Origin of the sequence: Pseudomonas shirazica, assembly GCF_015168335.1 — a bacterium.
GTDB classification, from domain to species: domain Bacteria; phylum Pseudomonadota; class Gammaproteobacteria; order Pseudomonadales; family Pseudomonadaceae; genus Aquipseudomonas; species Aquipseudomonas asiatica.
In genome coordinates this window covers 1,856,478-1,882,564 of the sequence record NZ_CP063456.1, presented here as the reverse complement: position 1 = coordinate 1,882,564, position 26,087 = coordinate 1,856,478, and the positions used below count along the sequence as shown (strand labels likewise).

Genomic DNA, 26,087 nt, shown 5'->3' with positions numbered 1-26,087 from the left:
CTCATGGACCGCGTGCAACACGGTTGCCTTGGATTATTGGAAACGGATGTAAGGTGCCGTTGTACGAACGGATCGAAGATGTAAAAAGTCGTAAGTTTTTTGTACGTCAGCTCTGGATCAGCTGTTCCAGGGTGGCGCGGGCCTGGGCAAGCTCGGTGGCCAGCGGCTCGCCGAGCGCTTTCAATGCCTGTTCGTCATGCTGCCGGGCAGCGTCCTCAAGGCGACGCAACAGCGCAGCCAGCCCAGAAAAACCCAGGGAATCGCAACTGCCGGCCAGGCGGTGGGCCAGGTGCAGCACTTCGGTAAAGTCCTGGGCCGGCAGCGCCTCGGCCAACGCGGTGGCGTGCTGCTCCAGCGACTGGCGCAGCACCTTCAACAGGCCTTGCAGCTTCTGTTCACCCAGCAGAGAGCGATGGGTGTTCAGCAACGACCAGTCCATTGTCGCGTCGACGCCAGCCAGTTCAGCGGGCGCCGCTTCGGCCAGCGCCTGGCGCAGGTTGTCCAGCCGCAGGGGTTTGGCCAGCACTCCCTGCATGCCGGCAGCCAGGTAGCCTGGGACTTGCCCCGGCTGCACGCCAGCCGTCAGTGCCAGGACCCGGCTATGGCGGTTCGGCCCGGGCGTGGCACGCAGTTGTCGGCACAGCTCCACCCCGCTCATGCCGGGCAGATGCACGTCTAGCAGGATCAGGTCGAAGCGCCGCTGTGCGCAGGCCTGCAGGGCCTGCCCGGCGTCCTCGGCAAAACTCACCCGGTGGCCATCGCGCAGCAGCAACCCACCGGCCACCTCGCGGTTCAATGCCACGTCCTCGACTACCAGGATATCCAGGCTGGCCATGGGAGACGGGGCTGGTGAACTGGCCTGCACCGGCTGCCCGCGAGCCATGTCGAGTTCGAACCAGAAGCGACTGCCCTGCCCTTGCACGCTGTCCAGGCCAATGCAGCCCCCCAGTTTTTCCACCAGGTGCTTGCAGATCGCCAGGCCCAGGCCGGTGCCGCCGTAGCGCCGGGCCACCGCCTCGCTGGCCTGGACGAAGCGGTCGAAGACCCTGGCCTGCACAGCCGGCTCGATGCCGATGCCATTGTCGCTGACCGACACCCGCAGGCGCTGCGAGCCCTGGTCACTGGCCAGTACCTGCACCGCAAGCCGCACTTGCCCCTGTTCGGTGAACTTGATGGCATTGGCCAGCAGGTTGCTAAGCACCTGGCGCAGGTACTGTTCGGCACCGTGCTGGTAATCGGCCAATTGCTCGTCGATATCCAGCTGCAGGGTGTCGCCATTGTCCCGGGCCATGGGTTCGAGCAGCGCCAGCACTTCCTGGCACAACTGGCGTAGCGAAAAACCGACCAGCTCGGCGCGGCTTTCGCCCTCCTCGAGCCGGGCGAAATACAGCACTTCGTTGAGAATCGCCAGCAGCCCCTCGCCAGCCTTGTACAAGGCCTCGACGCGCTGGCGGTCGGCCGCCTCCAGCCGGCCGCCGCGCAGCAGCTCGGCCATGCCGAGAATGCCGTTGAGTGGTGTACGCAGCTCATGGCTCATGGTCGCCAGGAAGCGTGACTTGGCCAGGTTGGCGGCTTCGGCCTCGTCCTTGGCCCGGGCCAGGCTGGCGGTACGCCGCTCGACCATGGCCTGCAGTTCGTCGCGCTTGTCCTGCAGCGCCAGGCGGTCGCGCTCGCGGCGTTCGATGTCACTGAGGATGGCGCGGCGCATGTCATCCAGGGCATTGGCGACGGTGTCGATCTCGTCCGGGCGCGTTGACGGGCGGCGCCCCAGGCGCAACGGTTCCTGCCACTGGCCGGCGCCAATACGCCGGGCGAACTCGGCCATCACTTGCAGGTGGCGGGTGACCAGGCGGTAGAACAGCCCCGACAACGCCACCGCCAGGCCACACAGGAACACGCCCATCCACAGCAGGCTGGCAAGGCCCGTGGCATACAGCCGCCGGTGCACCGCGCCCAAGTCGATGCTCACTTCCAGCTCGCCCAGGTGCCTGGCCGGCCCCGAGGGCGGCTGGTAATCAAGGGCGAAGCGTTCGATGCGCAGCGGCCCCTTGGGCTCGGCGACGCCGCGCAGCATCTGGAAATCGTCACTGACCAGACGCACTCGGGCGACATCGGAAAAGTCCACCAGGCCGCGCAGTTGTGTATCCAGCTGTGCCTCGTCCAGGTCCCACAGGCTGCGCTCCAGGCTGGCCAGGTAACCGGCGCGGATCAGCGCCATGCGCGCCTCGATATCGCGCATCTCGCGGCGGTACTCGAAATACAGCTGCACCGAGCTGGCCAGCACGGTAAAGCACAGGCTGAACAGCAGGATGAACAGCAGCAGGCGGCGCAGCAAGCCATCGGTGCGCAGGCGGATCATCGGGAGTCCGCCGGCAGGTTGACCATGTCGCGGTAGATAACTTCGCTCTGCTCCAGCCAGCGCTCGATCTCGCCCGCCTGGTTCATGCGCAGCAACTGCGCGTCTATTTCGTCCATATGCTGGCTCAAGGGCGATTGCCGTGATATCGCGACGCGCAGGTAGTCCACGCTCAGGGCCGTGGGCAATACGCGGATGTCCTGCGCCCCGGGCAGGTGTTCGATGAACAGCTGGCCGGTGCGCCGCTCCTGGATCACGTAGTCGATGCGCCCACGGATCAGCTTGCCGAAGTTCTGCTGGCTGGACGAAACCCGTTCGATGTTCTGGTGGCGGGCGACGAAGCGGTCGAAGTCAGCGCCGTAGCTTTCGCCGTACAGCAGGCCGCCGCGGTAACTGGCCAGGTCTTCCAGGCGCTGGAACTGCACCGGCCGCAGGCGGTTGTAGAACACCGCCACTTCCTCGCGCACCACCGGCACCGTGGAAAAGCGCATGCGTTGGTCACGCTGGTCGCTGTTGTAGGCCAGCACCACATCCACCCGCCCAGCGGCGGCGTCCATCAGGCAGCGCTTCCAGTTGCCCAGCACCACGGTCTGCACTTCGTAGCCCATGCGCGCGAACAGCTCTCGTACCACGGTGGGGGCCAGGCCACGCACCTGGTGGCCGTCACTCCAGGAAATCGGCGGGTACACCGGGTAATCGCAATAGCGCACCGGCTGCTTTGCACTGGCTTGCACGGCGAACAATGCCAAGGCCAGCACCCAGGCGCTGCGTGTCATGCCGCCACGCTGGCGGTGAACAGGTAGCCGGTGCCGTGGATGGTGATGATCAGCTGGGGCTCGGCCGGGTCGTCGTGCAGCTTGCGCCGCAGGCGGCCGACCAGCACGTCGATGGAGCGGTCGTTGGGCACCCACTCGCGGTTGCGGATCTGGTCCATCAACTGGTCGCGGCTGAGCGTGTGGCCGCTGTTGCGCAGGAACACGCTGAGCAACTGGAACTCGCCATGGGTCAGCAGGGTTTGCCCGCCACGGGCGTCGATCAGGCGCCGGCGGTCGGTGTCCAGCGCCCAGTCGGCGAACTGCTTCAGCGATTGCGCGCAGGCCGGCGTCGGGTGCACCTCGCGGGCATGGCGCACGCGGCGGATCAGGTTCTTGGCGCGGGATACCAGTTCGCGGGGATTGAGCGGCTTGATCACGTAGTCGTCGGCGCCGCATTCCAGGCCGACAATGCGGTCGATGTCGTCGTTGCGGCCGGTGATGAGGATGATGCCGACCTCCGAACGTACCCGCAGCTCACGGGTCAGGGTGAGGCCGTCCTTGCCGGGCAGGCGGATGTCCAGCAGCACCAGGTCGACATCCTGGCTGCCGAGCAGTGCTTCGGCCTTTTCCGCGGTGTCGGCGCAGTGCACGTCATAGCCTTCCTGGGACAGATAGGCCTGCAGCAAGTCACGAATAAGCGGATCGTCATCGACGATCAATACCCGAGGCGTCATTGCGTGTCGTCTCTTTTTTTTATTGGTTTGTTCTACACACTCGCGACAGCAGCCTACTCGTTACTGAACAGGCGATCAACAGCCCTCCGGCAGGCTGAAGCGGCGCCGGCCACCGGCCTGCAGGCCATCGACCCAGGCCTCGCAGATCAGCACGCCCTGCTCGGGGGTGAAGGTACCGGGGTTGAGCCCCGACTCCAGCCACAGGCCATCGAGCAAGGCGCTCAGGCTGATTGCCGCCAGGTCGGCATCGAAGCCCTGCCAGCCCTCCTCCCCGGCCAGCGTGGCCAGCAGCCCGCTCAGCTCATTGCGGTATTCGCCATAGGAATGGTCATGCACCTGATTGATCGCATCGGCGGTCTTCACCGCGCCCCAGAACGCCAGCCAGGCGTCGAGCAACTGCGGGTCGAGCAGCTCGGAGCAAAACGAGGCACGGAAGAACGCCGACAGCCGCTCGCGAGCATTGGGCGCGGCCTGGGCCATGGCCTCGCGCAGCAGGCCCATCACCCGACCGGTGACTGCCATGTAGGCTTCGGCCACCAGCTCATCCTTGCCGGCATAGTGATGGCTGATCAATCCGACCGAAACCCCGGCTTCTGCTGAAATCTTGCGGATCGACGCACCCTGAAAGCCATGGCGCTTGAGGCATACCAAGGTCGCCTCGACCAGGTTGGCTTTGCGCAATTCCGGCAGCATGCGGTGGTAGCGGGCTTCCTGGTTCATCGGCGGCTCTCGGGCTAGGGGCTGGACTGAACGACTGTACAACAAGCCGGACTGCGTGATAAACCCTTGGCACCCATGCCCACAACAACAAAAGCGGCTGCCATGAACGACCTGATCACACGTGACCTGGACCAGGGCCTGCTGACCCTGGCCTTCAACCGCCCCGACAAGCTCAATGCCTTGAACACCGCCATGTACCAACAGCTGGGCGACCTGCTGCTGGCGGCAGGTGAAGACCCTGATGTCGAAGCCATCATCATCACCGGTGGGCCGCAGTGCTTTACCGCCGGCAATGACTTGCGCGACTTCCTCGACAACCCGCCTGCCGACCTGGACAGCCCGGTGTTCCGCCTGATGCGGGTGGTGATGGGCCTGGACAAACCGCTGATTGCCGCGGTCAGTGGCGCGGCGATCGGCATCGGTGCCACCTTGCTGTTGCATTGCGACCAGGTGCTGGTCAGCCGTACGACCAAGTTGCGCATCCCTTTCGCGCCGTTGGGCGTGTGCCCGGAGTTTGGTTCCAGCCTGCTGCTGCCGCGTTTGCTTGGCCATGCCCGGGCGGCTCGCCTGCTGCTGGCAAACGAGTTGCTCGACGGTGAACGGATGGTGGCCTGGGGGCTGGCCAATGAACTGCATGAAGACGGTGAACAGTGCCTTGCAGCTGCCCGGCGCCTGGCGCGACAGCTGCAAGGTTACCCGCAGGCGGCGCTGCGCATCAGCAAGCGGCTGCTCAAGGACGGCCAGCGGGCCGAGCTCGAGGCGACAGTGGCGCGGGAGGCCCGGTTGTTCATCGAATGCTTGCGCACTGAAGAAGCGCGAGCGGTGTTGCGAGGGTTGATCAAAGATTGAAACCCAGGGGCCGCGTTGCGGCCCATCGCCGGCAAGCCAGCTCCCACCTCGACTGCATCGACCTCAAGCCTTATGCAGTACCTGTGCGAGCAACTGTCTCGCTCAAATTCTAAAAGTTGGCGCGATTCCCTGTAGGAGCGGCCTTGTGTCGCGAAAGGGCTGCAAAGCAGCCCCAGAAAAACTCAGAAACCCCAGGATTGCTAATAGCCGGTCATCTCCAGATACCCACGCCCACCCGCACTCCCGGTCAAGCGCACCGGCCCCTCCCAGTACGGGAACCGTGTCTCCATCCAGGCCTGCGATTCCACAGCCTCGACCCGCACATCCACGCCATGCTCCGGCACCTGCACCCGCCATCGCGTCGGCACCTGCTTGCCGTTCTTCTGCCGGGCCCAGGCCAGCGCCTGCAGCTGGATCTGCGCCCCCTGCAGCACCACCACTTCACCCTGCGGGCCGACCCAGGTCCCGGCGCGATACGCCTCCCCCTGCACCTCGCGCACCTGAAACAGCATCAGCCTGGCGCCACTGTCCAGGTGCAGGGAAAACCAGTCCCAACCCGTCTGCCCGGCAGCCAGCGGCTGGCTGCTCCATTCCCGGTCCAGCCAGGCCTGGCCGGTGACGGCAATGCACTGGCCGTCACGCTGCACTTCCCCACTCACCCGATAGAACGGCTGACTGTAATAGTACGAAGCCTGCCCCTTGCCGGACTTCTCGCTGTAGCCCTGGTCCCCGTGCAGCACCAAGGGCCGATCGCTGTGCAGTTGCAGGTCATAGCGAAAGCCGTCACCACCGGCGACCATTTGCAGATTTTCGATGCCATTGCTGCCCTGCAACGACCAGTCATTGATCCACGCCCGGAACGGCTGGGCCTGCACGCCAGCCTGGCCGATACCCCCGCGCGCCAAGGTTTCGCCAGACCGATGCCTCCCGGGGCCGGTCAACGCCGCGTGCCCCATCCACAGGTTCGGGCTGTTCCAGCCAGCAGCTTCGGGGCCTGGGCGCAGGGCCGAGCGAAACAGCGTCCACTGCGCGCCCCAGTCCCGCCCCTGGAGGTCCTGAAGGTTGGCGGTGACATACCACCATTCGATGCGAAAACCATCGTGGGCCCCGTGGTCACGCGGAAATTCCAGGCGATGGCCGCGGCTTACCTGGCTGAACTCGCCCGCCTGCTGCCCGAGCCCGGCATAGCTTTGCTCGGCGGGCTGGTCACAGCCGCCCAGCAACCCACACAGCAACAGCCAGGCGCTACGCTTCATCGGCAAACGGCCTCAACAGTTCGCGCGGCTGGCGACGCGCCAGCTGCCACAGTGGCCAGGCGCTGGCCAACAGGCTGGTAAGCATGCCCAGCACGGCCAGGTGCAGAAGTCGCGCAGGGAACACGTAGAGCGGCAAACGCCAGCCGAATGCCTGCACGTTCACCACCGCGACCAGGCACCAGGCCAGCAGGATGCCCAGCGGAATCGCCAGCAGCACGGTAAGGCTGCTCAGCAACAGTGTCTGCCCGAGGCTCAGCCACACCAGGTGCGTGCGCCGCACACCCAGTGCCCACAGCGGCGCCAGCTGGCCCAGGCGGGTCTGGCCCAGGGTCAGCAGGTTGATGAACAGCGCCACGCCTGCCACGCCAAGAGTGAGGCTGTTGAGCGCGGCGGTGGCGGCGAAGGTGCGGTTGAACACGTCGGTCGACCAACGTTTGAGACGCGCCTGCTCGACCAAGCGGCTGTCGTCCAGGGCGAAGCGCTGCTGCAATGCAGCCTCGAGCGCCGACACCTGGTCGCCCACCAGATCGACACTCAACCCGGTCAGGGTTGCCTGTGGCCAATGCCCGCGCAGCCAGCCGGCATTGACCAGCATGTGCCCCTTGGGGTTGCCGTAATCGGCATAGATGCCCACAACGCTCAGGGCTGGCGAAGTGTCTGCGGGCAGCCTCAGGCGATCGCCCAGCTGCAGCTTCAGTCGCCTGGCCAGCTGTTCACTGAGCATCACGGCCTGCCCGGCGGCCAGTTGCTGCCAGGCCTGCTTTTGCTGCGCCAGCAATGGCCAGCGTCTGCGATAGACGGGATGATCGACGATGCCCTGGACCTGCACCGGCCAGCCCTGCAGCTGTGTTTCCACACGCCAGCCGGGCAATACCACCTCCACCGAAGGTTGCTGCCCGAGCCACTCGGCTATCTGCAAGCCCTGGGCGGTGTCCCTTGGCGTGACATACAGGTCGGCGGACAGGCGCAGGTCAAGCCAGCTGACAAAGGTCTTGCGAAAGCCCTCGGTCATGCTGCCCACCCCGACACTGGCCGCCAGCGCCAGCAACAGTGCCATCAACGCCAGGCTCAGGGCAGGCAATTGCTGGCGGCTGTCGGCGACGAACCATTGCGCCAAAGGCCGCCGGCAATGCCGCGCCAGCCAGGCCAGCACCCGGTCGAGCAAGGCCGGCAGCAGCAGCGCCGCCGCCAGCAGCAAGCCTGCCAGCAGGCCGAACGCGCTGGGCAGGCTGTCGCCCAGCACGCCACAGCCCAGGGCCAGCAAAAGCAACAGGCCGGCCACCCGGGCCTGGCGCCGCAACCAAGGCCCCTGGGCCAACCGCCATGCCTGAGGTTGCGCCAGCGCCAGCAACGGCAACCGCGCCGCACGCAGTACACTGCCCAAACCCGCCAGCAGCGCCCCCAGCACACTCACCAGCACGCCCATCAGCCACCACCCTGCGGGCAGGCTCAGCGCCCCGGCGACCTGGGCGCCATACAGGCCGCGCAAGCTGGCGGCCACATCGGGCAGCAACCACGCGGCCAGCCCGTAACCACTGGCCACGCCGGCAAGACCGCCCAGCACCGCGAACAGCCCCAGCTCCAGCACCAAGGCGCACAGCAAGGTTTGCAGGCCGATGCCACAGGCGCGCAGGTTGCGAATCAGGCCGCGCCGCTGTTCCAGTGCCAAACCGATTGCGGCATGGGCAATGAACAGGCCGACGACGAACGCCAGCAGGCCAAGGGCGGTCAGGTTGAGGTGGAAACTGTCGGTCAGCCGCTGCAAGCCGCCATCGTCCTGCCGGGGTTGCAGCTCAAGGTAAGGCGCGATATCCGCCGGCAGCGGCCCCGGCATGGCAGCCACCAGCAAGCGCGACAACTGCCCGGGTGCATGCAGCAACGCCTGGGCGTGGCCGATATCGACCACGATCACCCCTGGGGCCAGCGCTGGCTGTAGAACCAACGGCGGCAGCAGCTGCCCTTCGCTGTCGCGTGCTGAGGCCCCGGGGCCGGCATGCAGCTGGCGCAAGGTGTCCGGCCCGACCCAGGCTTGCCCGGGCATGCCGATAAAGGCTTGCAGATCGAACGCCCCGGGCTGCACACCGGCGATGCTGCTGGCCGGCGGCAGGCTCAACGGCTCGATGCCGATCAACCGCACGCTGCGCGCCGGCTCACCAGCAAAACGCAAGCGCCCTTCCAGTACCGGCGTCACCGCCCAGCCCAGTCTGCGCAACTGCACGTACAGTGCCTGGTCGAAGCGCTCGCCACGGCGCGGCACCAGTTGCGCCTGCAACGGCCCGGCCAGCACCGCGCTGGCGCGGGCATAGTCGCTGCGTGCCTGGCTGTTCAGCGCCTGCACGCCGGTCCACAGCGCCGTTGCCAGCCACAGGCCGGTGAAGATGCTGAAAAACTGCACGCGATGGCGCCGCCAGTGGCTGAGCAGCGCCAGCAGGGCCAGCGATAGAAGCCTCATCCGCCCTGCTCGGGCCGCACACGGCCGGCCTGCAGGTAACAACGCTGTTGCAAGCGCGCCGCCAACCGCGGGCTGTGGGTCACCATCAGCACCCCACTGCCAGCCTCGGCGACCAGCTGCAACAGCAGGCTCAACACCTCATCGCTGCTGGTTTCATCGAGGCTGCCGGTGGGTTCGTCGGCCAGCAACCAGGCCGGGCGCCCGGCCAGGGCGCGGCCGATGGCAACCCGCTGTTGCTGGCCACCAGACAATTGCTCCGGGTAACGCGCCAGCAAATCCGCCAAACCCAGGCGCTGCGCCAGATAGGCCAGCCAATCGGGATCATGCCGACCGGCCAGCCGCGCCTGGAACGCGAGATTGGCCCCCACGTCCAGGCTGCTGATCAGGTTGTACTGCTGGAACACCAGGCCTATGCCCTCCCGCCGCCACAACGCCAGCGACGCCTCGGAACGGCTGTCGAGCGGGGTATCGTCGATCAGGATGCGGCCACTGTCGGCACGGTCCAGGCCGGCCACCAGGTGCAGCAAGGTGCTCTTGCCGCTGCCCGACTCGCCCATCAGCGCCAGGCTGCTGCCGCGCGCCAGGCGCAGGTCGACGCCCAGCAGCACGGGGAGCGGGCCCAGGGGGGTGGGGAATGATTTGTGCAGTTGCTCGATGACCAGCATCGACGGGCCTTGGTGAGTTCAGGGGTCTTCTTAGGAATAGCAGGTTCATCGCGGCGTGAACGAACACTCGTCGTTTTCCCCGATAAAGCAATTTCCGGCTCAATTCGAAAAGCGGTTTCCAACTTCAACCCTCGATGAACTTATTAATTCCACGCCCCTGAATGCCTTACCGAAAAGTCAACATAAACAGCCTTGCACCAATAAAAAAAGACACTTCCTACAGAAAGTTCTTTTTATTGGCCGATATTCACTTTCTGAAGAGAAAACAATGACCTGAATCAGAAACCATCGACTACGATCAGCATTCACTTCGCACCCGTTAGTTACGGCAAGAGACTCAACCATGGAAAAACCAGTAGTTCTGCACGCCGCTGGCCAGGTCGATATCGCTTTGGAAAGCGCCCACCAGTACGCCTATTTCCAGCTACTGGAATTGCTGTATCACGTACACGACGACGATCTGGAACAACGCCCACTTGCTCGAGAGACGAGACGCCGATTACGGCTGGAAGTGTCCCCCAGCCTGTCTTTCCCTGTTGCCGACGTGTTGCGCGCCGATCGCTTGAAGGACGACCGCTACCGCATCCAGGCAAGTTTTCTGGGCCTGCATGGCACAGACTCGCCACTGCCCACTTACTACCTTGACGAGATCGCCTACGAAAACGCACACGGCATCGGTTTACGCCCGGCTTTCCTCAATTTCTTCAACCATCGCCTTCATACCCTGCTCCATCAAGGATGGCGCAAGTACCGCTACTACGTACGCTTCCAAGCGGGCGCGAAGGACGGTTTCTCCCGCTATGTCTTCGCCCTGATCGGCCTGGACGACTCAGCACTACGCGGCGCTACGCCGCTACCCTGGAGCCGCTTGCTCAGTTTCGTGGGAATGATCGCCAGCCGCAGCCGCTCCCCCGGCATGGTAGCCGGCATGATCGCGCATTGCTTCGACCTCCAGCAGGTTGCCATCCGCGAATTCGAAAAGCGCACCGTCTCGATTCCCACTTCCCAACGCAACTGCCTGGGGGCCAGAAACTACCAACTCGGCAACAACTTCCTGGTTGGCGACAGCATCGAGTCACGCAGCAGCAAGTTCACCATTGTGATCGCAGGCCTGAATCAGCAGCAGTTCCGCGAATTCCTGCCCAGCGGTGACAACTACCAGAGGCTGGCGCGGCTGGTGGAATTCCTGCTCCGTGATGTCGGGGCCTATGACCTGGAGTTACGCATGTGTGCCAAGCAAGCCCCACCCTTCAGCCTACGGGCCGAGCATGGCACCCACCTCGGTTGGACAAGCTTCATCGCCAACCGCAATGACCCCACGCCTCCCCCTGTTCGCATCACGGTACGCACATGAGTACAAATGTTCTCTCCCCCAGCGTCACGCTCACCGTCCTCAACCCGGAAAAACTCTTGCACGGCAGCGAACCGCGGCATCGCTTCGATCGGGCTGGCGGCTCCATCGGCAGTCAAGGTGCTTGGCGCCTGCATGATCGGGGCGTTCGCATCCTGCCGGTGCACTGCGAAATCGGCTGGCATGAAGGCCATTTCTGCATCATTGACCACAGCGGCAAGAGTTTCATGAATGGCAGTGACACCCAGTTGCTTTCGGGTACGCCTGTCCGCCTCAGGCACAACGACAGACTGCAGATGGGTGACTATCAGATTGCCATACACCTGGGCGAGGACGAGGAAGAGCCGCAGCCGCATACCCGCAGGGACCCGCTCTCCGAGCTGGGGGTTGATCAGCAGATGTGCCCGCTGCAGGTACTTGGCGTACCGATTACGGATATCGCCGGATTTTTCCAGGCCTCAATGCCTGGTCCCGTGGATGAGCTTGATCCGTTGGCGTATCTGGACAGGGCCGCACAAGCCCGGGTTGACCCGGCCATAGTCGAAATCTTCGGCAAGGAGGTGCAATGAACAAGCCTGTAGGTTTGCTACTGGCCTGCCTGGCGATCAGTGGTTGTACTTCGATCAGCAAGATCTACCAGGTGGCGATGGATCCGGCTTTGCCAGTCGGTGGCCCCAACAATGACATCAGCCACCTGGCGCTGAGCCTCTACGCCGCAGACCCGCCTGCGCCTGTCAGCCTCGAACCGACAGATTCAGGCACACACCTACCGCTGCATGACCACCCGGAACAGCTGGCGGCCAACCTCAGCGCCACAAGTCCTGTCGAGCTGACTGACAAGCTGAGCTCACTGGCGGAGCAGCTGCACCGCAACTACCCCACTTCTGTCGAGGGCGAGCAAGCCATCGTCGGGCCGGCGCCTGCGGCATTGGCCAGTTACGCAACGCCCCAAACTGCTTTGCCTGAGGAACTCGACCTGCAACCACAACACCAGGCCCCGTCATCCATCGTTTTCAAGGTACTTCAACTCCGGGACGATTCGTTGTTGCTGGATGCCACTTATGAGCAAGTCGAAGAAGACCTGGATAAAGCACTGGGCACCACGCTGATCAGCGTCGATGACTACCGTCTGACCCCTGGCCAGTTCAAGTTCATCGAACACGAAGAAATCAACGAGCGCACCCGCTACATCGCCGTCGTTGCTCGCCTGGGCGATAACCCCAAGGGCCGCTGGAAAGATGCAGTACGCATCCAGGCACGCGGTTACAACCATACCGTACACGTTCACTTCGAGAACAACGCCGTTGAACTCAGGCAAGACAGTGAATACCGCCGTGACAAATGATCCGTCCAATAAAAAAAAAGCATCCTGTGAAGGCCGGACCAGGCACCGGAACAAACAGACAACGAATCCCGACCCAGGCCACTGGTATCGGGATTCTTGGGTGGCCTGCGCCGTGCCCTATCGCCCGGCCACCTCGCTGGCCGGGCTGTCACGCAACAACCGCTGCGGCAGGGCGAACCCTGCAAAGAGCGGGCGGGTGAAGGGGTTGTTTGCGCCCGTGGTGTGAACCTTGTAGCGCGCCGTATCGCCGGCAATCATGAAACCGAGATCGATACTGGTGGATGTACGGGCATTCAGCCCACCGCGGCTGAGCAGGCGGTAGAGCGACCAGGGGCCGTGATAGCCCAGGCTGACAGTGGTACCCGCAACCTGCACCAGGGTGACACGGCTATGCCCACTCTCCCCGGCAGGGCCCGGCCAGGTCATGCCGATCGGCTCCTTGCCCCGGTCCGCAAACGCATGCAGCTGCCCATCCAGGTCGAAGACGCTGCCGCGCAAGCCACCGCTGATCGCCAGAGGCTCCAGGCCAAAGCTCACGTTCAGCTCCCCGCGATTGTCGAAAAACGCGTTGCGTATGGCTTCAGCCTGCTTGAGCTGCACCATGACTTCGGGGCGGACCAGGTAACCTTCATCCGCACGGGAGTACAGCGCATCGAGGTTGTCTTCGAGAAACACCGCAAGGTACTGGTCCTGGAAGCGCTTGAGCTGGCCTTGCGGGCCAAAGAAGGCTTCAAAATCCTTGAGCGACACATCCGGCCCGGCCGGGTCGATGGGATAGCGTGAGGCCAGTCGTTCCTGGTAGACGCTGTAAACCTCGGCATCCCAACGCTGCTCCAGCTCCCGCAACGCCATGACCATCAGCACCTGCGAAGTCTGCTCCGCCAGCTGGCGAACATGCCGATTGAGGGGTTCCGGCAGGCCCGTGGCAATGCGCTGAAGGTTGCGAATGGGGTCGGGCGCCGTTTCCGAAAAACGGCTCAACACTAGCGCCAGGGCGGCCTTGCCCCGGTCAGGGCTGTCCTGCACCGCCTTCAGGTAGTCGTGTACAGCGCTGATCGCCTGGAGTGTTTCGTCATGGTAGGACGGTTTGTCACCCCGCACGTCGAGCATCCCCGAAAGCCCCGCGAAAGACCGATAGATGCCCATGGCCTGCATGCGAACCTGCGGATCGGCTTTCGAATCCTTCTCGCTGTCCGCGGCCTGCGGATAGATCAGCGTATTGCTGCGCACGGTTTCCAGCAGCCGGCGTATCGGCGCTGCCGGGCCGCTGACTTGTTCCAGAACACCCAAGGCATGCGCAAGATCGCTGAATTCGGCAACCGAAAACCGGTTCAGCACACGCCGCCAACTGTCGATGTAGTCGGCGCTGTACAGGGCTCGCAGACGCTCCGCCAGGGCCTGGCGGTCCATGTCGGAGTAGTCGAGGCTACGCCGCTCCCCTAGCACCCACTGATCGACCAGGGCGAGGTCGGCCACGTTCTGGCTATGCTGGTCGAAATAGTCGCGAAAGCCCGTCGCCGTCAGTAAAGGTGGCAGGGACAAATTGCCGTCGACGGCCGCCTGGTGATCGCGCTCGGCCAGTGGCCTGTAGACGATATCGAACGCTGGGCCGATCTCGTTGCGCAAATCCAGCTCACCGTGCAATTGCTCCCGAGCCTGCTGCCTCAAGCCGATGTAGACACGCTCGGCCAGCGGCAGCTTGCGCAGCTGCTGCTGCGCTTGGGCAACGACTTTCCGATACTCCGGCAGCTCGACATCTGCGTAGGCCAAAGCGTACCTGAGGTGGCGCATCAGCGCGGCCTGCAGCTGGCCCTGGCCCGGATACGCCCTTTGCCACTCGCGAGCCATCCATTGCTCGACCATCTCTGCCCGACGATTACCGCGATCCTCGATCATGCGATACACGCGCAATGCCGCCAACTGCTCGTCGCTACCGGGGGCGGCTTGCTTGACAGACGCTGCCACGCCGCCCGCAATCACCGGTAGAAAGCGCTGGGCCAGGGCATTCAGGTACGCCTGGTCCACTTGCGGGCCAATGGCTTTGCCCTGGTACAGCCCCATATCCGTGAACACGCTCCAACCAGAGCGATAATCGCCGTACAGGCTCACGGCATCACGGATCTCATTCAAGGGCAGCAGCAGGCTGCGCCCGGTCAAATCATCCTTGGCGTCCGTGCTGGTGTCGCTGAACGCAAGGCTTTTCTCCAGCACCTGCTCCGCCTTGTCACGGTTGACGCTGTAGAAGTACGCCCAACCACCGGCCATGGCCAACCCGCACACACTCGCCGCCACGGCGCCGCCCTTCAACAGGCGGCCCTTGCGCCGGGCGACCTTGCGGTTGTCGCCCGCCAGGCCGGCCTCTGGGTAGACCACGCGTTGCAACAGCCGCTGCGCGAAATACACCACGGAGGTGCCTTGCGGCTTGGTCGACAAAGCCGGGGCAGCGAAGGCAAAGGCGCGGGCAGAAGCATCCGCCAGCAGGTTGCGCACTTCGCCTCGCTGGTAGACCGAGGAAAAGTACAGGCCACGCACCAGGGGTGGGGTGCTGTAGCGGTCACTGACCAGTACATCACCAAGGAAATTCAGCAACATCTCCTGCGCCCCGCTCAGCTCCCGAAGCAGCGAGCAGGCGCTCTTGCCCGTGGTGCCAGGCGCGCCCACGGTAGCGCTCATCAGTTGCCTGCCGAGGCGCCCCAGAAAGCCCTGATAGGCTCCCTCCAGCTCGTGCAGCCAGGCATCGAAGTCCTTTACCGAACCCAACGTGAAGGTAAAGCCCTGCACCTCTTCCCGCTCACGGGCCGGGAGCGCGGCGAACAGTTCCTCGAAACCGTCCAGCAAGTCGAACTTGCTCATCACCACGTACAGCGGCAAGCGCGTACCCAACTCACCGCCCAGCTCCGTCAGGCGCGCGCGCAGCATCAAGGCCAGGTCACGTCGCGCCTTCGCCGATCGCCCGAACAGGTTGACCATATCCACCAGCAAGACCACGCCATTGAGTGGCCGTCGGCTGCGGTTCTGGGCAAGCCAGCCAATCATGTGCCGCCACAGGCGTCGCTCGACGCCCGCCGGCAAGCCTGTGGGCTCGGCCGGTGCTCTCGCCGTCAGTGCAGCCTCCTGCACTGCTGGCAGCGTGTTGTTATCGCCCCCCTCCTCCTTGATGGGCTTGACCACACGCGCCGGGCGCTCAGGCTGGCTGATGAACTCGCCCGGCGGATCGATCAGCACCGCGTCGTCACCTACCCACCAGTCGATGCCAAAAGCCAGGTCCGGATCCGTACTGGCCTGCTGGGTGCAACGAGTACGAGCGCTACGACTATGACATCGACAAGGATCCGGTGTGGCTGCATAAGCCGATGCCGAAAGCGTTTGATGCGATGGCTTGGTACCAGTGCGACCAGCTAGGGACGCCGATGGAGTTGACCGGCGAGGATGGGGGGATTGCCTGGAGCGGGAGGTACAAGGCCTGGGGTTTGGCGGAGGAGCAGCGGAGTGACGGGGCGAAGTGGGCGGAGATTCGTAATCCGCTACGCTTTCAGGGGCAGTATTGGGATGTTGAGACGGGGCTGCATTATAACCGTTACCGGTACTATGACCCGCATATCGGGCGGTTTATCGCGGAAGACCCTATAGGATTTGATGGTGGATTGAACGTCTACCTCTATGTTCAAAATCCAACGCAATGGATCGACCCACTAGGACTCGCTAAAAATAAGCCGACCGGAGTACCTAAACAGGCGCAGAGAAAAGTAGAGCGTGGACAAGCTCCAAAAGAAATAACCAGAATTGACGCACCGGAAGATGATGTACCTAAGAGCCAATGGCATGCACACTGTCCATGCGGCTCAGGATACAACTTGGACGGTTCCATTCACGACAAAGGCAAAGGCAGTGTAACTTTTTCAAAAAAGACCATAGACTGGTTGAACGATCACGGATGGAGCATTAAAAAATGAACATACGAAAAACATTTGACACCCTAGTAAAGAATGAGCCCTACATTGATCTCGATGTATTTCTGGACACGTACGAAACATTCGAAGAGTTCCCCTTGATCTCAAGATACAGAAAACTAGCAAAGCTAGCGCCCAACTTAAAAGAAGTCGAAATCTCAAACATCCTTCTGAGTACTGCGTTTTTTGTACTCAACTCTGCATTACTACACATGCAGAGCAAAGGTCACGACCTCAAGGGGCGTTTTCTGGCAATTTCCTACACGAATTTTAATTTTTCAAGCAAAACCGAACCTCCAATACCTAATTTTTTTGTAAACTCAAACTCCACAATGGATGACTTTTCAAACAAATTGAAGTCAAAGCAGAAATCAGACGCATCATTGGAAACAAAATTGGTTCGAGAACAGTTCGAGTCGTGTGGACTTAGCCCATTATTCACATTTTATGAAAGCCGCTTTTTTGATCCGACCTGCAATGAGGACATTATCAGAGTTTATGCGATTTTAAATTAGCTGCAGCACGTATTGCCGCTATGACGAGTACGCCATCTGGAAAAGGCAAAACATTTTATGAAAAGGAGCGCTGCCAATGAAAGCCAACCATTATAAAAAGGAATTACTTTACCGAAAAGCACAGGGAAATAAGCGCCTGAACAAATTTGAGTCAAAAAAAAGAGAACTTGATTTCAAACGCAAAAAATTGCGCCACACAACTTAATCCACAAGAAACCGATAAACTAATCCAAACAGTCGGGGCAACACACTGGTCTTCGTTCATTAGAAGGCTATGCAGCCTTCCCATTTTTCTGCTTGGTTGCGAGGCTATGCAGCAGAGATGAAGCAACTCAAATAATAGCAAGCTTGTCCGATAGTTTTTTGCCATGAAGCCTCGACAACAAACCTAGTCGAGATAGTAATCCCCGGATTAAACACCCAGTCTATTCTAACGTAAATTAATCGAGAACTGACTCACCCGGCAAGACGGCCCGGCATGGGACATACAACACTACGACGAGTGCCGGACTCTGGAAGGCAAAGCCACACCACCCACTATTTTTCGAGTCCGGGACATTTGTCTGCCATCTACTCAGATCTGCAGCGCCTGAATCGCCCCGATGAAAAGTGAGGTTACAATGCACTTGAATTTTTTAACATTCGCTGAAGAAATTTCTCAAGCGTTCGACAAGCAACAGCTTTCACGCGTAGAGCCCACGCATAAAAAAGAAATCTTATCAAAAATTCAATCCACCTTTATAAAAGGCAACCCACGCGCTTGGTGGACATCATTGCGATCAAAGCCCAATATACAAAATTTCGATGACAACACCGGATATCTTCACTTATGCGAGTTAGCCCCAAAACCACTGGAAGATGTATGGCTGATAGCGGACGAAGACAACGAAGAAAAGCTCCTCTTTAGCCTGCCATTTAAAAATATAATTTCAATACTTGATGATTGTAGACACTTCGAATACTACATAGTTGATAAGCAATTAAGCTGGATGATAGCTGAAAACGATCATGGTGATCTGATTTTCTGCAGCGCACCTGAAACAAAGAGTGATTAGACGAGCTGAATTACGCCCGAAATCGGCACTATGATCCGCTGGTAGGTTGGTTTATCAGGAGGGATCCGGTTGGATACGCGGACGTTCAAAGCTTATCTACCTACGTTTACAGCCCATACTGTGGCTAGAGCCATTCGGGTTAGCAAAAACAGAGAACGTATCCAAGCACAGGGCGCAAGGTTAAAGGAGTCGGCCTCATGAAACCACATCGCGGTATATGGCACGGGCTGTGCCCGTGTTCGCGGGATCGCCCGCTCTCGTAGAACAACACATGACTCATTGGTTCAGCGAGGTTCTGTAGGAGCAGCCTTGTGCTGCGAAGAGGCCGGTACAGACAATAGACAGGCTTTGTCAGTACCGGCCTCTTCGCAGCACAAGGCTGCTCCTACAAAGAGCGATATTTGTTCTCTGCGCGACAGCGCAGCCCAAAAGGGCTGGGCAATCACCCTCATTGCGCCCGACAGTTTCTCCCGCAGAGGCACGCACAAGCTTTCTAGCGCTTGACCAATACCTCCGTTCAATCACGCCTGGCTTTCAGCCACCCCCACCAACGCACTGCCGCCATGAACAAATCTTCATTTTGCTGGCGAGCGCCCTGATTGCGGGCGTGGCAGCCCTCTTCGCTTCTGCAGCCGCAGGCCTTCACCTTGAGGGGGCTCACTACCTTGCGTAGCATCACCGCCCCCCGGGGCCGCTGCGCGGCCCATTCGCGGGCACACCCGCTCCCACAGGCGCGTGCCCACAGCGCTCACACCTCACCCAGCCACACCATCAGCAGACAGAACCCCGATGCCGCAACCCATACCCCTCAAGGACCACGAAAAGGAAAAGCACCTGGTCAACCGCCGGCTTCTGGCCTGCGCCGCCCTGGTCTTCAGCCTGGTCGCCGTCCTGGTGGGCCGGCTCTATGTGCTGCAGGTGCTACAACACGACCAGCAGACCGCCGTATCGGAAAACAACCGCGTGCACGTGCTGCCCATCGCCCCCGAGCGCGGGCTGATCTACGACCGCAACGGCGTGGTGCTGGCCGACAACAAGCCCAGCTTCGACCTGACCATGACCCGCGAGCGGGCCGGCGGCGACACGGCCAAGGTGCTCGATACCCTGGCCCAGGTGCTGAGCCTGACCGAGGACGACCGCAAGCAGTTCGACAAGGACCTGCGCCGTGGCCGCAAGCCGTTCGAGCCAGTGACCCTGATGGTCGGCCTGAGCGAGGAGCAGATCGCCCTGGTGGCGGTGAACCAGTTCCGCCTGCCAGGCCTGGAGGTGGAACCACAGTTCATCCGCGAGTACCCGCTGGCCGAGCATTTCGCCCACTCGGTGGGCTATGTGGGGCGCATCAACGAGAAAGAGGCCAAGACCCTCGACAGCACCGAATACCGGGGCACCCAGTCGATCGGCAAGACCGGCATCGAGCACTTCTACGAAAGCCAGCTGCATGGCCACGTGGGCTACGAGGAGGTCGAGACCAACGCCCAGGGCCGGGTGATGCGTGTGCTCAACCACAAGGCCCCGACCCCGGGCCAGGACATCGTCCTGACCCTGGACGCCCACCTGCAACTGGCCGCGGAAAAGGCCCTGGGCGACCGCCGCGGCTCGGTGGTTGTGCTCGACCCGGCCAATGGCGACGTGCTGGCGATGGTCAGCAACCCCAGCTTCGACCCCAACCTGTTCGTCAAGGGCATCAGCTTCAAACAGTACGCCGCCCTGCGCGATTCCATCGACCGCCCGCTGTTCAACCGCGTGCTGCGCGGCTTGTATGCCCCCGGTTCGACGGTGAAGCCGGAAGTGGCCATCGCCGGCCTCGACAGCGGCGTGATCACCCCGGGCAGCCGGGTGTTCGACCCCGGCTACTACGAGCTGCCAAACTACGACCACAAGTACCGCAACTGGAACCGCAGCGGCGATGGCTGGGTGGATATGTACACCGCCATCATGCGGTCCAACGACACCTACTTCTACGACCTGGCGCACAAGCTGGGCATCGACCGCCTGCACGACTACATGGCCGAGTTCGGCCTGGGCCAGAAGGTGTCGCTGGACATGTTCGAGGAAGCGTCCGGGCTGATGCCGTCGGCCGAGTGGAAGCGCGCCACCCGGCGCCAGGCCTGGTTCCCGGGCGAGACGCTGATCCTGGGCATCGGCCAGGGCTACATGCAGGTCACCCCGCTGCAGCTGGCCCAGGCCACCAGCCTGCTGGCGAGCAAGGGCGTGTGGCACCGCCCGCACCTGGCCATGACCGTGGGTGGCGATGCGCCGGTAGACCCCAACCCGATGCCCAATATCGTGCTGCACGACAGGCACGCCTGGGACCAGGTCAGCCAGGGCATGCAGATGGTCATGCACGACCCGCGCGGCATCGCCCGCGCTGCCGCGGCCGGTGCGCAATACCGGATTGCCGGCAAGAGCGGCACCGCGCAGGTGGTGGCGATCAAGCAGGGCGAACGCTACAACCGCGACAAGACTCTGGAGCGGCACCGCGACAATGCCCTGTTCGTCGGCTTTGCCCCGGCTGATCACCCGAGTGTGGTGGTGGCGGTGATGATCGAGAACGGCGAAGCCGGTGGGCGGGTGGCAGGGCCGGTGGTGCGGGAGGTGATGGATGCCTATCTGCTGGATGAGCAGGGGCATCTGAAGCCGGAGTATGCGGGTGGGGTAGTGCCTCGCAGCGTGCCGCACACTTGAGGCTTCTGGGGCCGCTTCGCAGCCCTTTCGCGACGCAAGGCCGCTCCCACAAGTTCAGTGTTGCGTCACAGGCAGCGCAAATCCTGTGGGAGATTCCATGGTTTTTGGCAAGCTTGTTCTTGTCGTGACATCTTTGTTGCCAGTGAGATCGAGCGCCGCCCGCGCGGCGCTTCGCGGGACAAGCCCGCTCCCACATTTGTTGCAACGTGGCCATGTCTGTTAGGCCATGGTTGTCAGCCTTGTTGGTTTGACTCGATTTCTCGGCTGGCGATGCCGCCGCCTCACCAGTCCCAAGACATGCACCAAGGCAGGCAACCATGGCCTGACAGGTTCGGTACGTTGCAACAAATGTGGGAGCGGCGGTGCGGCGATCCGACTTGTCCCGCGAAGCGCCGCGCGGGCGGCGCTCGATCTCACTGGCGCAGAAAGAATCAAGGCATGCTCTATGCACCACCTCACCCACCCAGCCATGCACTGGGCAGCTATGTGCAGCACCCGTGGGCCTTGTGTCGCGATGGGGCTCGAAGCGGCCCCAGCACATAAAAAAACAAAAAGGAATAAGAATATAAAATCTTATTCCTTTTTCATCATTCCGTAATCCTCTATAAATCCCCCAACTGCACAGCCGCCAACACCTGGCCAACTGTCTGCAGCGCAACACACGATCAACAGGCAACGCCCACACGGCAACAGCGCCGCAACCATCAGAAAAGCGCTAACCAGTTGAAATAAAACAATATTCAAACTCGGCACGACGATTGCTCAAGCAAAGTCCCCCGCTCAACCAGAACCGGAGACCTGCCCATGAGCACCCCACTGAACGTCGTAGCCCTGTCCGGCGGCACTGCCCGCCCTTCGCGCACCCTGGCCCTGACCGAGGCGATCCTCGCCGAACTGGCCCAGCACCTGCACATCAAGCCGCACCTGATCGAACTGGGCGAGATCGCCCGCCCGCTGGGCAGCGCCCTGTGGCGCAGCGAACTGCCCGAGGCCGTGGAACAGCAACTGCGCCTGGTAGAAAAAGCCGACCTGCTGGTGGTGACCACGCCGGTGTACCGCGGCAGCTTCACCGGCCACTTCAAGCACCTGTTCGACCTGATCGGCCAGGACGCCCTGGTCGACACCCCGGTGCTGCTCGCAGCCACCGGCGGCAGCGAGCGCCACGCGCTGGTGCTCGACCACCAGCTGCGCCCACTGTTCAGCTTCCTGCAAGCCCTGACCCTGCCCATCGGCGTGTTCGCCAGCCAGGCGGAAATGGCCGACTACCGGGTGTCCAGCGCAGCCCTTGCCGCCCGTATCCGCCTGGCCGCCGAGCGCGCCGTGCCGCTGTTCGGCGCCCATCATGCGCTGCGCAAGAGCGCCTGAGGAGCGGCCATGAATGCACCTGTGAACACCCCCCGGCGCCCTGCCCTGGCCATCGCCCGCGAACTGGCCGGGCAGTTTGCCCAGACCGCCGTCGAGCGCGACGAGCGCGGCGGCACGCCAAAAGCTGAGCGCGACGCCCTGCGTGACAGCGGCCTGCTGTCGCTGGTGATCCCGCAGGCCTTCGGCGGCCAGGGCGCCAACTGGCACGACACCTTCGCGGTGGTGCGCGAGTTCGCCCGGGTCGATAGCTCCATCGCCCACGTGTTCGGCTTCCATCACCTGATGCTGGCCACCGTGCGCCTGTTCTCGCGCCCGGACCAATGGCAACCGTGGTTCGAGCAGACCGCCCGCAAGCAGTGGTTCTGGGGCAATGCCCTGAACCCGCTGGACACCCGCACCGTGGTCAAGCACTTCGATGGCTGGTGCGAGTTTTCCGGCAAGAAAAGCTTCTGCTCCGGCGCCAGCGATTCGGAAATGCTCATCGCCTCGGCGGTGGACGAACGTGCCGGCGGCAAGCTGCTGATCGCCGCCATCCCCAGTGGCCGCACCGGCATCAGCCTGCACAGTGACTGGAACAACATCGGCCAGCGCCAGACCGACAGCGGCAGCGCCACCTTCGAGCGGGTACGGGTGGAGCACAACGAACTGCTGCTCGACCCAGGCCCCCTGAGCACGCCGTTCGCCGCCCTGCGCCCGCTGATTGCCCAGTTGCACTTCGCCAACCTGTTCCTCGGCATCGCCGAGGGGGCGTTCGAGGAGGCCCGCCAGTACACGCTCAAAGAAAGCCGGCCGTGGTTCCGCTCCAGCGCCGCCAGCAGCGCCGAAGACCCATACGTGCTGCGCCATTACGGCGAGTTCTGGGTCGGCCTGGAGAGCGTGCGCCTGCTGATCGAACGGGCCGCACGCCAGCTCGATGCCGCCTGGGCCAGGGAGCACGCCCTCACGGCGCAAGAGCGCGGCGACCTGGCCCTGGCCATCGGCACCGCCAAGGTTGCCGCCAGCCGCCATGGCCTGGACATCTGCAACCGCCTGTTCGAGGTCACCGGCGCCCGCGCCACCCATGCTTCGCTGCGCTTCGACCGGCACTGGCGCAACCTGCGCACGCAAACCCTGCACGACCCGGTGGACTACCGCATCCACGAACTCGGCGAGTGGGCCCTCAACGACAAGCGCCCTGCCCCATCCTTCTATTCCTGAGGATTGCCCATGCAACTGCTGACCCTCCCCCCGTCCCCGACACTGGCCACATCTATTCGGGCCACCGCACAGGTTTTCGAAGACCCCAGGTCGCAGGCGCTGCTCGCCCACCTGCAACAGGTCGCCCCCAGCGAGGCCAGCGTGCTGATCATCGGCGAAACCGGCACGGGCAAGGAGCTGGTCGCACGCCACATCCACAACCTCAGCGGCCGGCGCAACGGCCCGTTCGTCGCTGTCAACTGCGGTGCCTTTTCCGAATCGCTGGTCGAGGCGGAGCTGTTCGGCCATGAAAAAGGCGCCTTCACCGGTGCCCTGGCGGCCAAGGCCGGCTGGTTCGAGGAAGCCAACGGCGGCACGCTGTTCCTCGACGAAATCGGCGACCTGCCGTTGCCGATCCAGGTCAAGCTGCTGCGCGTGCTGCAGGAGCGCGAAGTGGTGCGGCTGGGCTCGCGCAAGAGCATCCCGATCAATGTGCGGGTACTGGCGGCGACCAACGTGCAGCTGGAAAAGGCCATCAACGCCGGGCATTTTCGCGAAGACCTGTACTACCGGCTGAACGTGGTGACCTTGCAGTTGCACCCGTTGCGCGACCGCCCAGGTGACATCCTGCCGCTGGCCCGGCACTTCATCCGCAGCTACAGCGACCGGCTGGGCTACGGGCCGGTGGAGCTGAGCGCCAAGGCCCAGGCCAAGCTGGTGGAATACAGTTGGCCGGGCAACATCCGCGAGCTGGAGAACGTGATTCACCACAGCTTGCTGACCTGCGGCGACGGTACGGTGCAGGCGCAAGACCTGCGCTTGTCCAACCTGCGTATCGAACGGCAGGAGGAAGAGCCTGCGGGCAATGGTGTTGAGGATCTGCTGCAGCGGGCGTTCAGCCGCTTGTTCGAAGAGCAGTCGGGTGACCTGTACGAGAAGGTGGAAAATGCCCTGCTGCGGTCGGCATATCGGTTCTGCCATTACAACCAGGTGCATACCGCGCAGTTGCTGGGGTTGTCGCGCAACATCACCCGTACCCGGCTGATTGCGATCGGCGAGTTGGTGGTGAACAAGCGGCGGGGGCAGGAGCAGCAGGTGCTGGATAACCGGGTGGTGCGGTTGTCGATCTGAATGCTTGTAAACCTGTGCCGGCCCCTTCGCGGGTAAACCCGCTCCCACAGGGGCCGCGCCAAGCTTGAGATCGGCACAGTACCTGTGGGAGCGGGTTTACCCGCGAAAGGGCCGGCACAGGCACCCAAACTGCTAGTTCTGGTCGCCTCCGCGATCATCCCCAACATCATGGTTAGCCCCATCATCAGCGCCATGCCCTACACCGTGGGGCTCGCCCACGTCGTGATTCGCTTCGTGATTCGCCTCATGGTTGGCTTCATGATTTGCTTCGTGGTTGGCCTCGTGGTCAGCGCCATCATCAGCACCATTGCGCCCGCGGCCATCATGGCCTGGGCCGCCATGCCCACCACCATCGCCACTGCCGCCGTGGCCACCACCCGAGCCACCGCCGCCGCTACCACCACCTCCACCGCCATGACCACCGCCGCCGCCACTACCACCACCGCCACCACCATGGCCACCGCCGCCACCACTACCACCACCTCCGCCGCCATGGCCACCACCACCGCCGCTGCCTCCGCCACCACCACCGTGACCACCACCGCCTCCGCCACCACCACCACCACCATCCTTCGCAAATGCGCTGGAGGTACCGCCAATGGAGTCAGGCACCAACACGGCCGAAGCCGACAACACTGCACCGATAGCCAAAGCCAACAAGCATTTCCTGAGCATGATGAGCCTCCGCTTGGAGTAGCACCGGGTTGCACGACGCACCCTGTGATTTCCGGCCCCCCTTGGGGCAACCTGCTAACCAGCGCGGCCTTCCATCTGCAGCGGTTGAACGAGATCCATCTGGACCTGCCGGCCATATATTTCAGAATGTTTCTTGATTTTTTGAGCGTAGCCACGCCGCTGTGCTTGTCACCGACCGGTCATCAGAATGGCTGGCTCGCCAAAGGCCGCTGCACCATGGCCTGGCGAGCCGGGTTGCTCAGGAGGCCGCGCGGGGCATCAGTTCATACGGGTGCTTCCACCCTGGCAACGCCTGGATTCGCGCTTTCCATGCCTCGATGTGGGTGAACTGCGCCAACGCAATGCCAGTGTCCTCCGGCATGAACACATACCCGGCCAGCGACAGGTCAGCGATCGTCAGCCGGCCACCGACCATGAACGGTGTCTTCGCCAGGTGCGCGTCGACGATACGGTAAGCCGCCATGGCACGTTCACGCAGGAACCGGGTCACATCCGTTTCACCGGTTTTCTTCAGGCAGAAAAGAAAACGCAGCGCCGCGTAGTAGCTGGTGAACTTATGGTTATCGAACAGCATCCAGCGCCAGATCTCGCGCTTTTCGTCTTCGTCGCGGGGGCCGAACTGCCCGGTTTTCTCCGCGAGGTAGTCGAGGATCAGCGCAGACTGGGTAAAGGATTTGCCGGCGTGTTCCAGCACCGGCACCTCGCCCTGTTCGTTCACGTCGTCGCGCCAGGCTTGTTCGCGAGTCTGGCCATTGAAGAAATCGACGAACACCGGCTGCCAGTCCTGGCCTGTGAGTTCAAGCATCAGGGCGGCCTTGTAGGCGTTACCGGATTCGGCGAAGCAATGCAGCTTGTAGTCGGGCATGGGGAGAACCTTCATCCATTGAAATGATTGGGCCAGCAGCCCGAGCAGATCACGCCTGGCTGGACAGGGTCAATGCCTGTTTCCGATACGAAGGGAACTACCACCCCACCTGCGCTTTCTTAATCACTGAGTGGTTCAATTACTTGGGCTTCACGCTACTGGAGAA

At 62.5% G+C, this 26,087-nt stretch carries 22 protein-coding genes; 12 read left to right on the top strand and 10 right to left on the bottom strand.

From position 1 onward, the window contains the following. Positions 1 to 106 precede the first annotated feature (106 nt). From IMX18_RS08715 to IMX18_RS08700, 4 genes are all read right to left on the bottom strand, one after another. Positions 107 to 2,359, bottom strand: a complete 2,253-nt coding sequence (locus tag IMX18_RS08715) for an ATP-binding protein (RefSeq protein WP_102085065.1) — start codon at positions 2,357 to 2,359, stop codon at positions 107 to 109. Continuing rightward, a complete protein-coding gene (locus tag IMX18_RS08710) occupies positions 2,356 to 3,132 on the bottom strand; it encodes a substrate-binding periplasmic protein (protein WP_015270772.1) in 777 nt (258 codons plus the stop codon). The genes IMX18_RS08715 and IMX18_RS08710 overlap by 4 nt, the downstream gene beginning before the upstream one ends. Continuing rightward, on the bottom strand, positions 3,129 to 3,845 hold the full coding sequence (locus tag IMX18_RS08705) for a response regulator (protein ID WP_015270773.1): 717 nt from the start codon (positions 3,843 to 3,845) through the stop codon (positions 3,129 to 3,131). Before IMX18_RS08705 ends, IMX18_RS08710 begins: the two co-directional genes overlap by 4 nt. 75 nt (positions 3,846 to 3,920) lie before the next feature. Then, entirely contained in the window at positions 3,921 to 4,565 is a 645-nt protein-coding gene (locus tag IMX18_RS08700; protein ID WP_191472532.1) for a TetR family transcriptional regulator C-terminal domain-containing protein, read from the bottom strand. 102 nt (positions 4,566 to 4,667) lie between these two features. Between IMX18_RS08700 and IMX18_RS08695 the strand changes: the two genes are divergently transcribed. After that, on the top strand, positions 4,668 to 5,414 hold the full coding sequence (locus IMX18_RS08695) for an enoyl-CoA hydratase (RefSeq protein WP_015270775.1): 747 nt from the start codon (positions 4,668 to 4,670) through the stop codon (positions 5,412 to 5,414). 200 nt (positions 5,415 to 5,614) lie between these two features. Here IMX18_RS08695 and IMX18_RS08690 read toward each other — a convergent pair whose 3' ends face one another. The 3 genes from IMX18_RS08690 to IMX18_RS08680 are packed head-to-tail and all read right to left on the bottom strand — an operon-like array spanning position 5,615 to position 9,787. Next, positions 5,615 to 6,670: a lipocalin-like domain-containing protein gene (locus tag IMX18_RS08690; protein ID WP_139657791.1), complete on the bottom strand. Its 1,056-nt coding sequence runs from the start codon at positions 6,668 to 6,670 to the stop codon at positions 5,615 to 5,617. Beyond that, a complete protein-coding gene (locus tag IMX18_RS08685) occupies positions 6,660 to 9,122 on the bottom strand; it encodes an ABC transporter permease (protein WP_015270777.1) in 2,463 nt (820 codons plus the stop codon). Before IMX18_RS08685 ends, IMX18_RS08690 begins: the two co-directional genes overlap by 11 nt. Further along, positions 9,119 to 9,787 carry an ABC transporter ATP-binding protein gene (locus tag IMX18_RS08680; RefSeq protein ID WP_015270778.1) on the bottom strand — a complete coding sequence of 223 codons (669 nt, stop codon included), beginning with the start codon at positions 9,785 to 9,787 and terminating at the stop codon, positions 9,119 to 9,121. Before IMX18_RS08680 ends, IMX18_RS08685 begins: the two co-directional genes overlap by 4 nt. 343 nt (positions 9,788 to 10,130) lie before the next feature. On the opposite strand from IMX18_RS08680, the gene tssG reads away from it, so the two are divergent. Genes tssG through tssJ form a run of 3 tightly spaced genes read left to right on the top strand, consistent with a single transcriptional unit; the run spans position 10,131 to position 12,483 of the window. After that, positions 10,131 to 11,141: a type VI secretion system baseplate subunit TssG gene (gene tssG / locus IMX18_RS08675; protein ID WP_054572618.1), complete on the top strand. Its 1,011-nt coding sequence runs from the start codon at positions 10,131 to 10,133 to the stop codon at positions 11,139 to 11,141. Next, positions 11,138 to 11,707 carry an FHA domain-containing protein gene (locus tag IMX18_RS08670; RefSeq protein WP_061304006.1) on the top strand — a complete coding sequence of 190 codons (570 nt, stop codon included), beginning with the start codon at positions 11,138 to 11,140 and terminating at the stop codon, positions 11,705 to 11,707. The genes tssG and IMX18_RS08670 overlap by 4 nt, the downstream gene beginning before the upstream one ends. Continuing rightward, the gene (gene tssJ, locus IMX18_RS08665) at positions 11,704 to 12,483 is read left to right on the top strand and encodes a type VI secretion system lipoprotein TssJ (protein WP_054572616.1); all 780 of its coding nucleotides are present in this window, start codon (positions 11,704 to 11,706) and stop codon (positions 12,481 to 12,483) included. Before IMX18_RS08670 ends, tssJ begins: the two co-directional genes overlap by 4 nt. A gap of 117 nt (positions 12,484 to 12,600) precedes the next feature. Here the strand turns inward: tssJ and tssM are convergent, their stop codons facing one another. Next, a complete protein-coding gene (gene tssM / locus IMX18_RS08660; RefSeq protein WP_241865836.1) occupies positions 12,601 to 15,708 on the bottom strand; it encodes a type VI secretion system membrane subunit TssM in 3,108 nt (1,035 codons plus the stop codon). Between the two features lie 110 nt (positions 15,709 to 15,818). Between tssM and IMX18_RS28265 the strand changes: the two genes are divergently transcribed. From IMX18_RS28265 to sfnR, 8 genes are all read left to right on the top strand, one after another. Beyond that, a complete protein-coding gene (locus IMX18_RS28265; protein WP_225903929.1) occupies positions 15,819 to 16,436 on the top strand; it encodes an RHS repeat domain-containing protein in 618 nt (205 codons plus the stop codon). Beyond that, positions 16,433 to 16,948: an Imm15 family immunity protein gene (locus IMX18_RS08650; protein ID WP_217190151.1), complete on the top strand. Its 516-nt coding sequence runs from the start codon at positions 16,433 to 16,435 to the stop codon at positions 16,946 to 16,948. The genes IMX18_RS28265 and IMX18_RS08650 overlap by 4 nt, the downstream gene beginning before the upstream one ends. 76 nt (positions 16,949 to 17,024) lie before the next feature. Then, positions 17,025 to 17,153, top strand: a complete 129-nt coding sequence (locus IMX18_RS28220; protein WP_267918394.1) for a hypothetical protein — start codon at positions 17,025 to 17,027, stop codon at positions 17,151 to 17,153. A gap of 397 nt (positions 17,154 to 17,550) precedes the next feature. Then, the gene (locus IMX18_RS08645) at positions 17,551 to 18,003 is read left to right on the top strand and encodes a DUF6756 family protein (RefSeq protein ID WP_217190152.1); all 453 of its coding nucleotides are present in this window, start codon (positions 17,551 to 17,553) and stop codon (positions 18,001 to 18,003) included. A 789-nt stretch (positions 18,004 to 18,792) separates the two neighbouring features. Further along, positions 18,793 to 20,688 (top strand): penicillin-binding protein 2, encoded by a 1,896-nt coding sequence (gene mrdA / locus IMX18_RS08640; protein WP_085706279.1) that lies wholly within the window; start codon positions 18,793 to 18,795, stop codon positions 20,686 to 20,688. Between the two features lie 804 nt (positions 20,689 to 21,492). Beyond that, positions 21,493 to 22,053 carry an FMN reductase gene (msuE, locus tag IMX18_RS08635; RefSeq protein ID WP_025338724.1) on the top strand — a complete coding sequence of 187 codons (561 nt, stop codon included), beginning with the start codon at positions 21,493 to 21,495 and terminating at the stop codon, positions 22,051 to 22,053. 9 nt (positions 22,054 to 22,062) lie between these two features. Beyond that, on the top strand, positions 22,063 to 23,250 hold the full coding sequence (locus IMX18_RS08630) for an acyl-CoA dehydrogenase family protein (RefSeq protein ID WP_085615236.1): 1,188 nt from the start codon (positions 22,063 to 22,065) through the stop codon (positions 23,248 to 23,250). A 9-nt stretch (positions 23,251 to 23,259) separates the two neighbouring features. Next, complete coding sequence (sfnR, locus tag IMX18_RS08625; RefSeq protein WP_025338722.1) at positions 23,260 to 24,360, top strand: sigma54-dependent transcriptional activator SfnR; 1,101 nt, start codon at positions 23,260 to 23,262, stop codon at positions 24,358 to 24,360. 132 nt (positions 24,361 to 24,492) lie between these two features. Here the strand turns inward: sfnR and IMX18_RS28460 are convergent, their stop codons facing one another. After that, positions 24,493 to 25,038 (bottom strand): hypothetical protein, encoded by a 546-nt coding sequence (locus IMX18_RS28460; RefSeq protein ID WP_425355286.1) that lies wholly within the window; start codon positions 25,036 to 25,038, stop codon positions 24,493 to 24,495. 256 nt (positions 25,039 to 25,294) lie between these two features. Next, complete coding sequence (locus IMX18_RS08615) at positions 25,295 to 25,921, bottom strand: glutathione S-transferase family protein (RefSeq protein WP_015270789.1); 627 nt, start codon at positions 25,919 to 25,921, stop codon at positions 25,295 to 25,297. Positions 25,922 to 26,087: the final 166 nt, after the last annotated feature.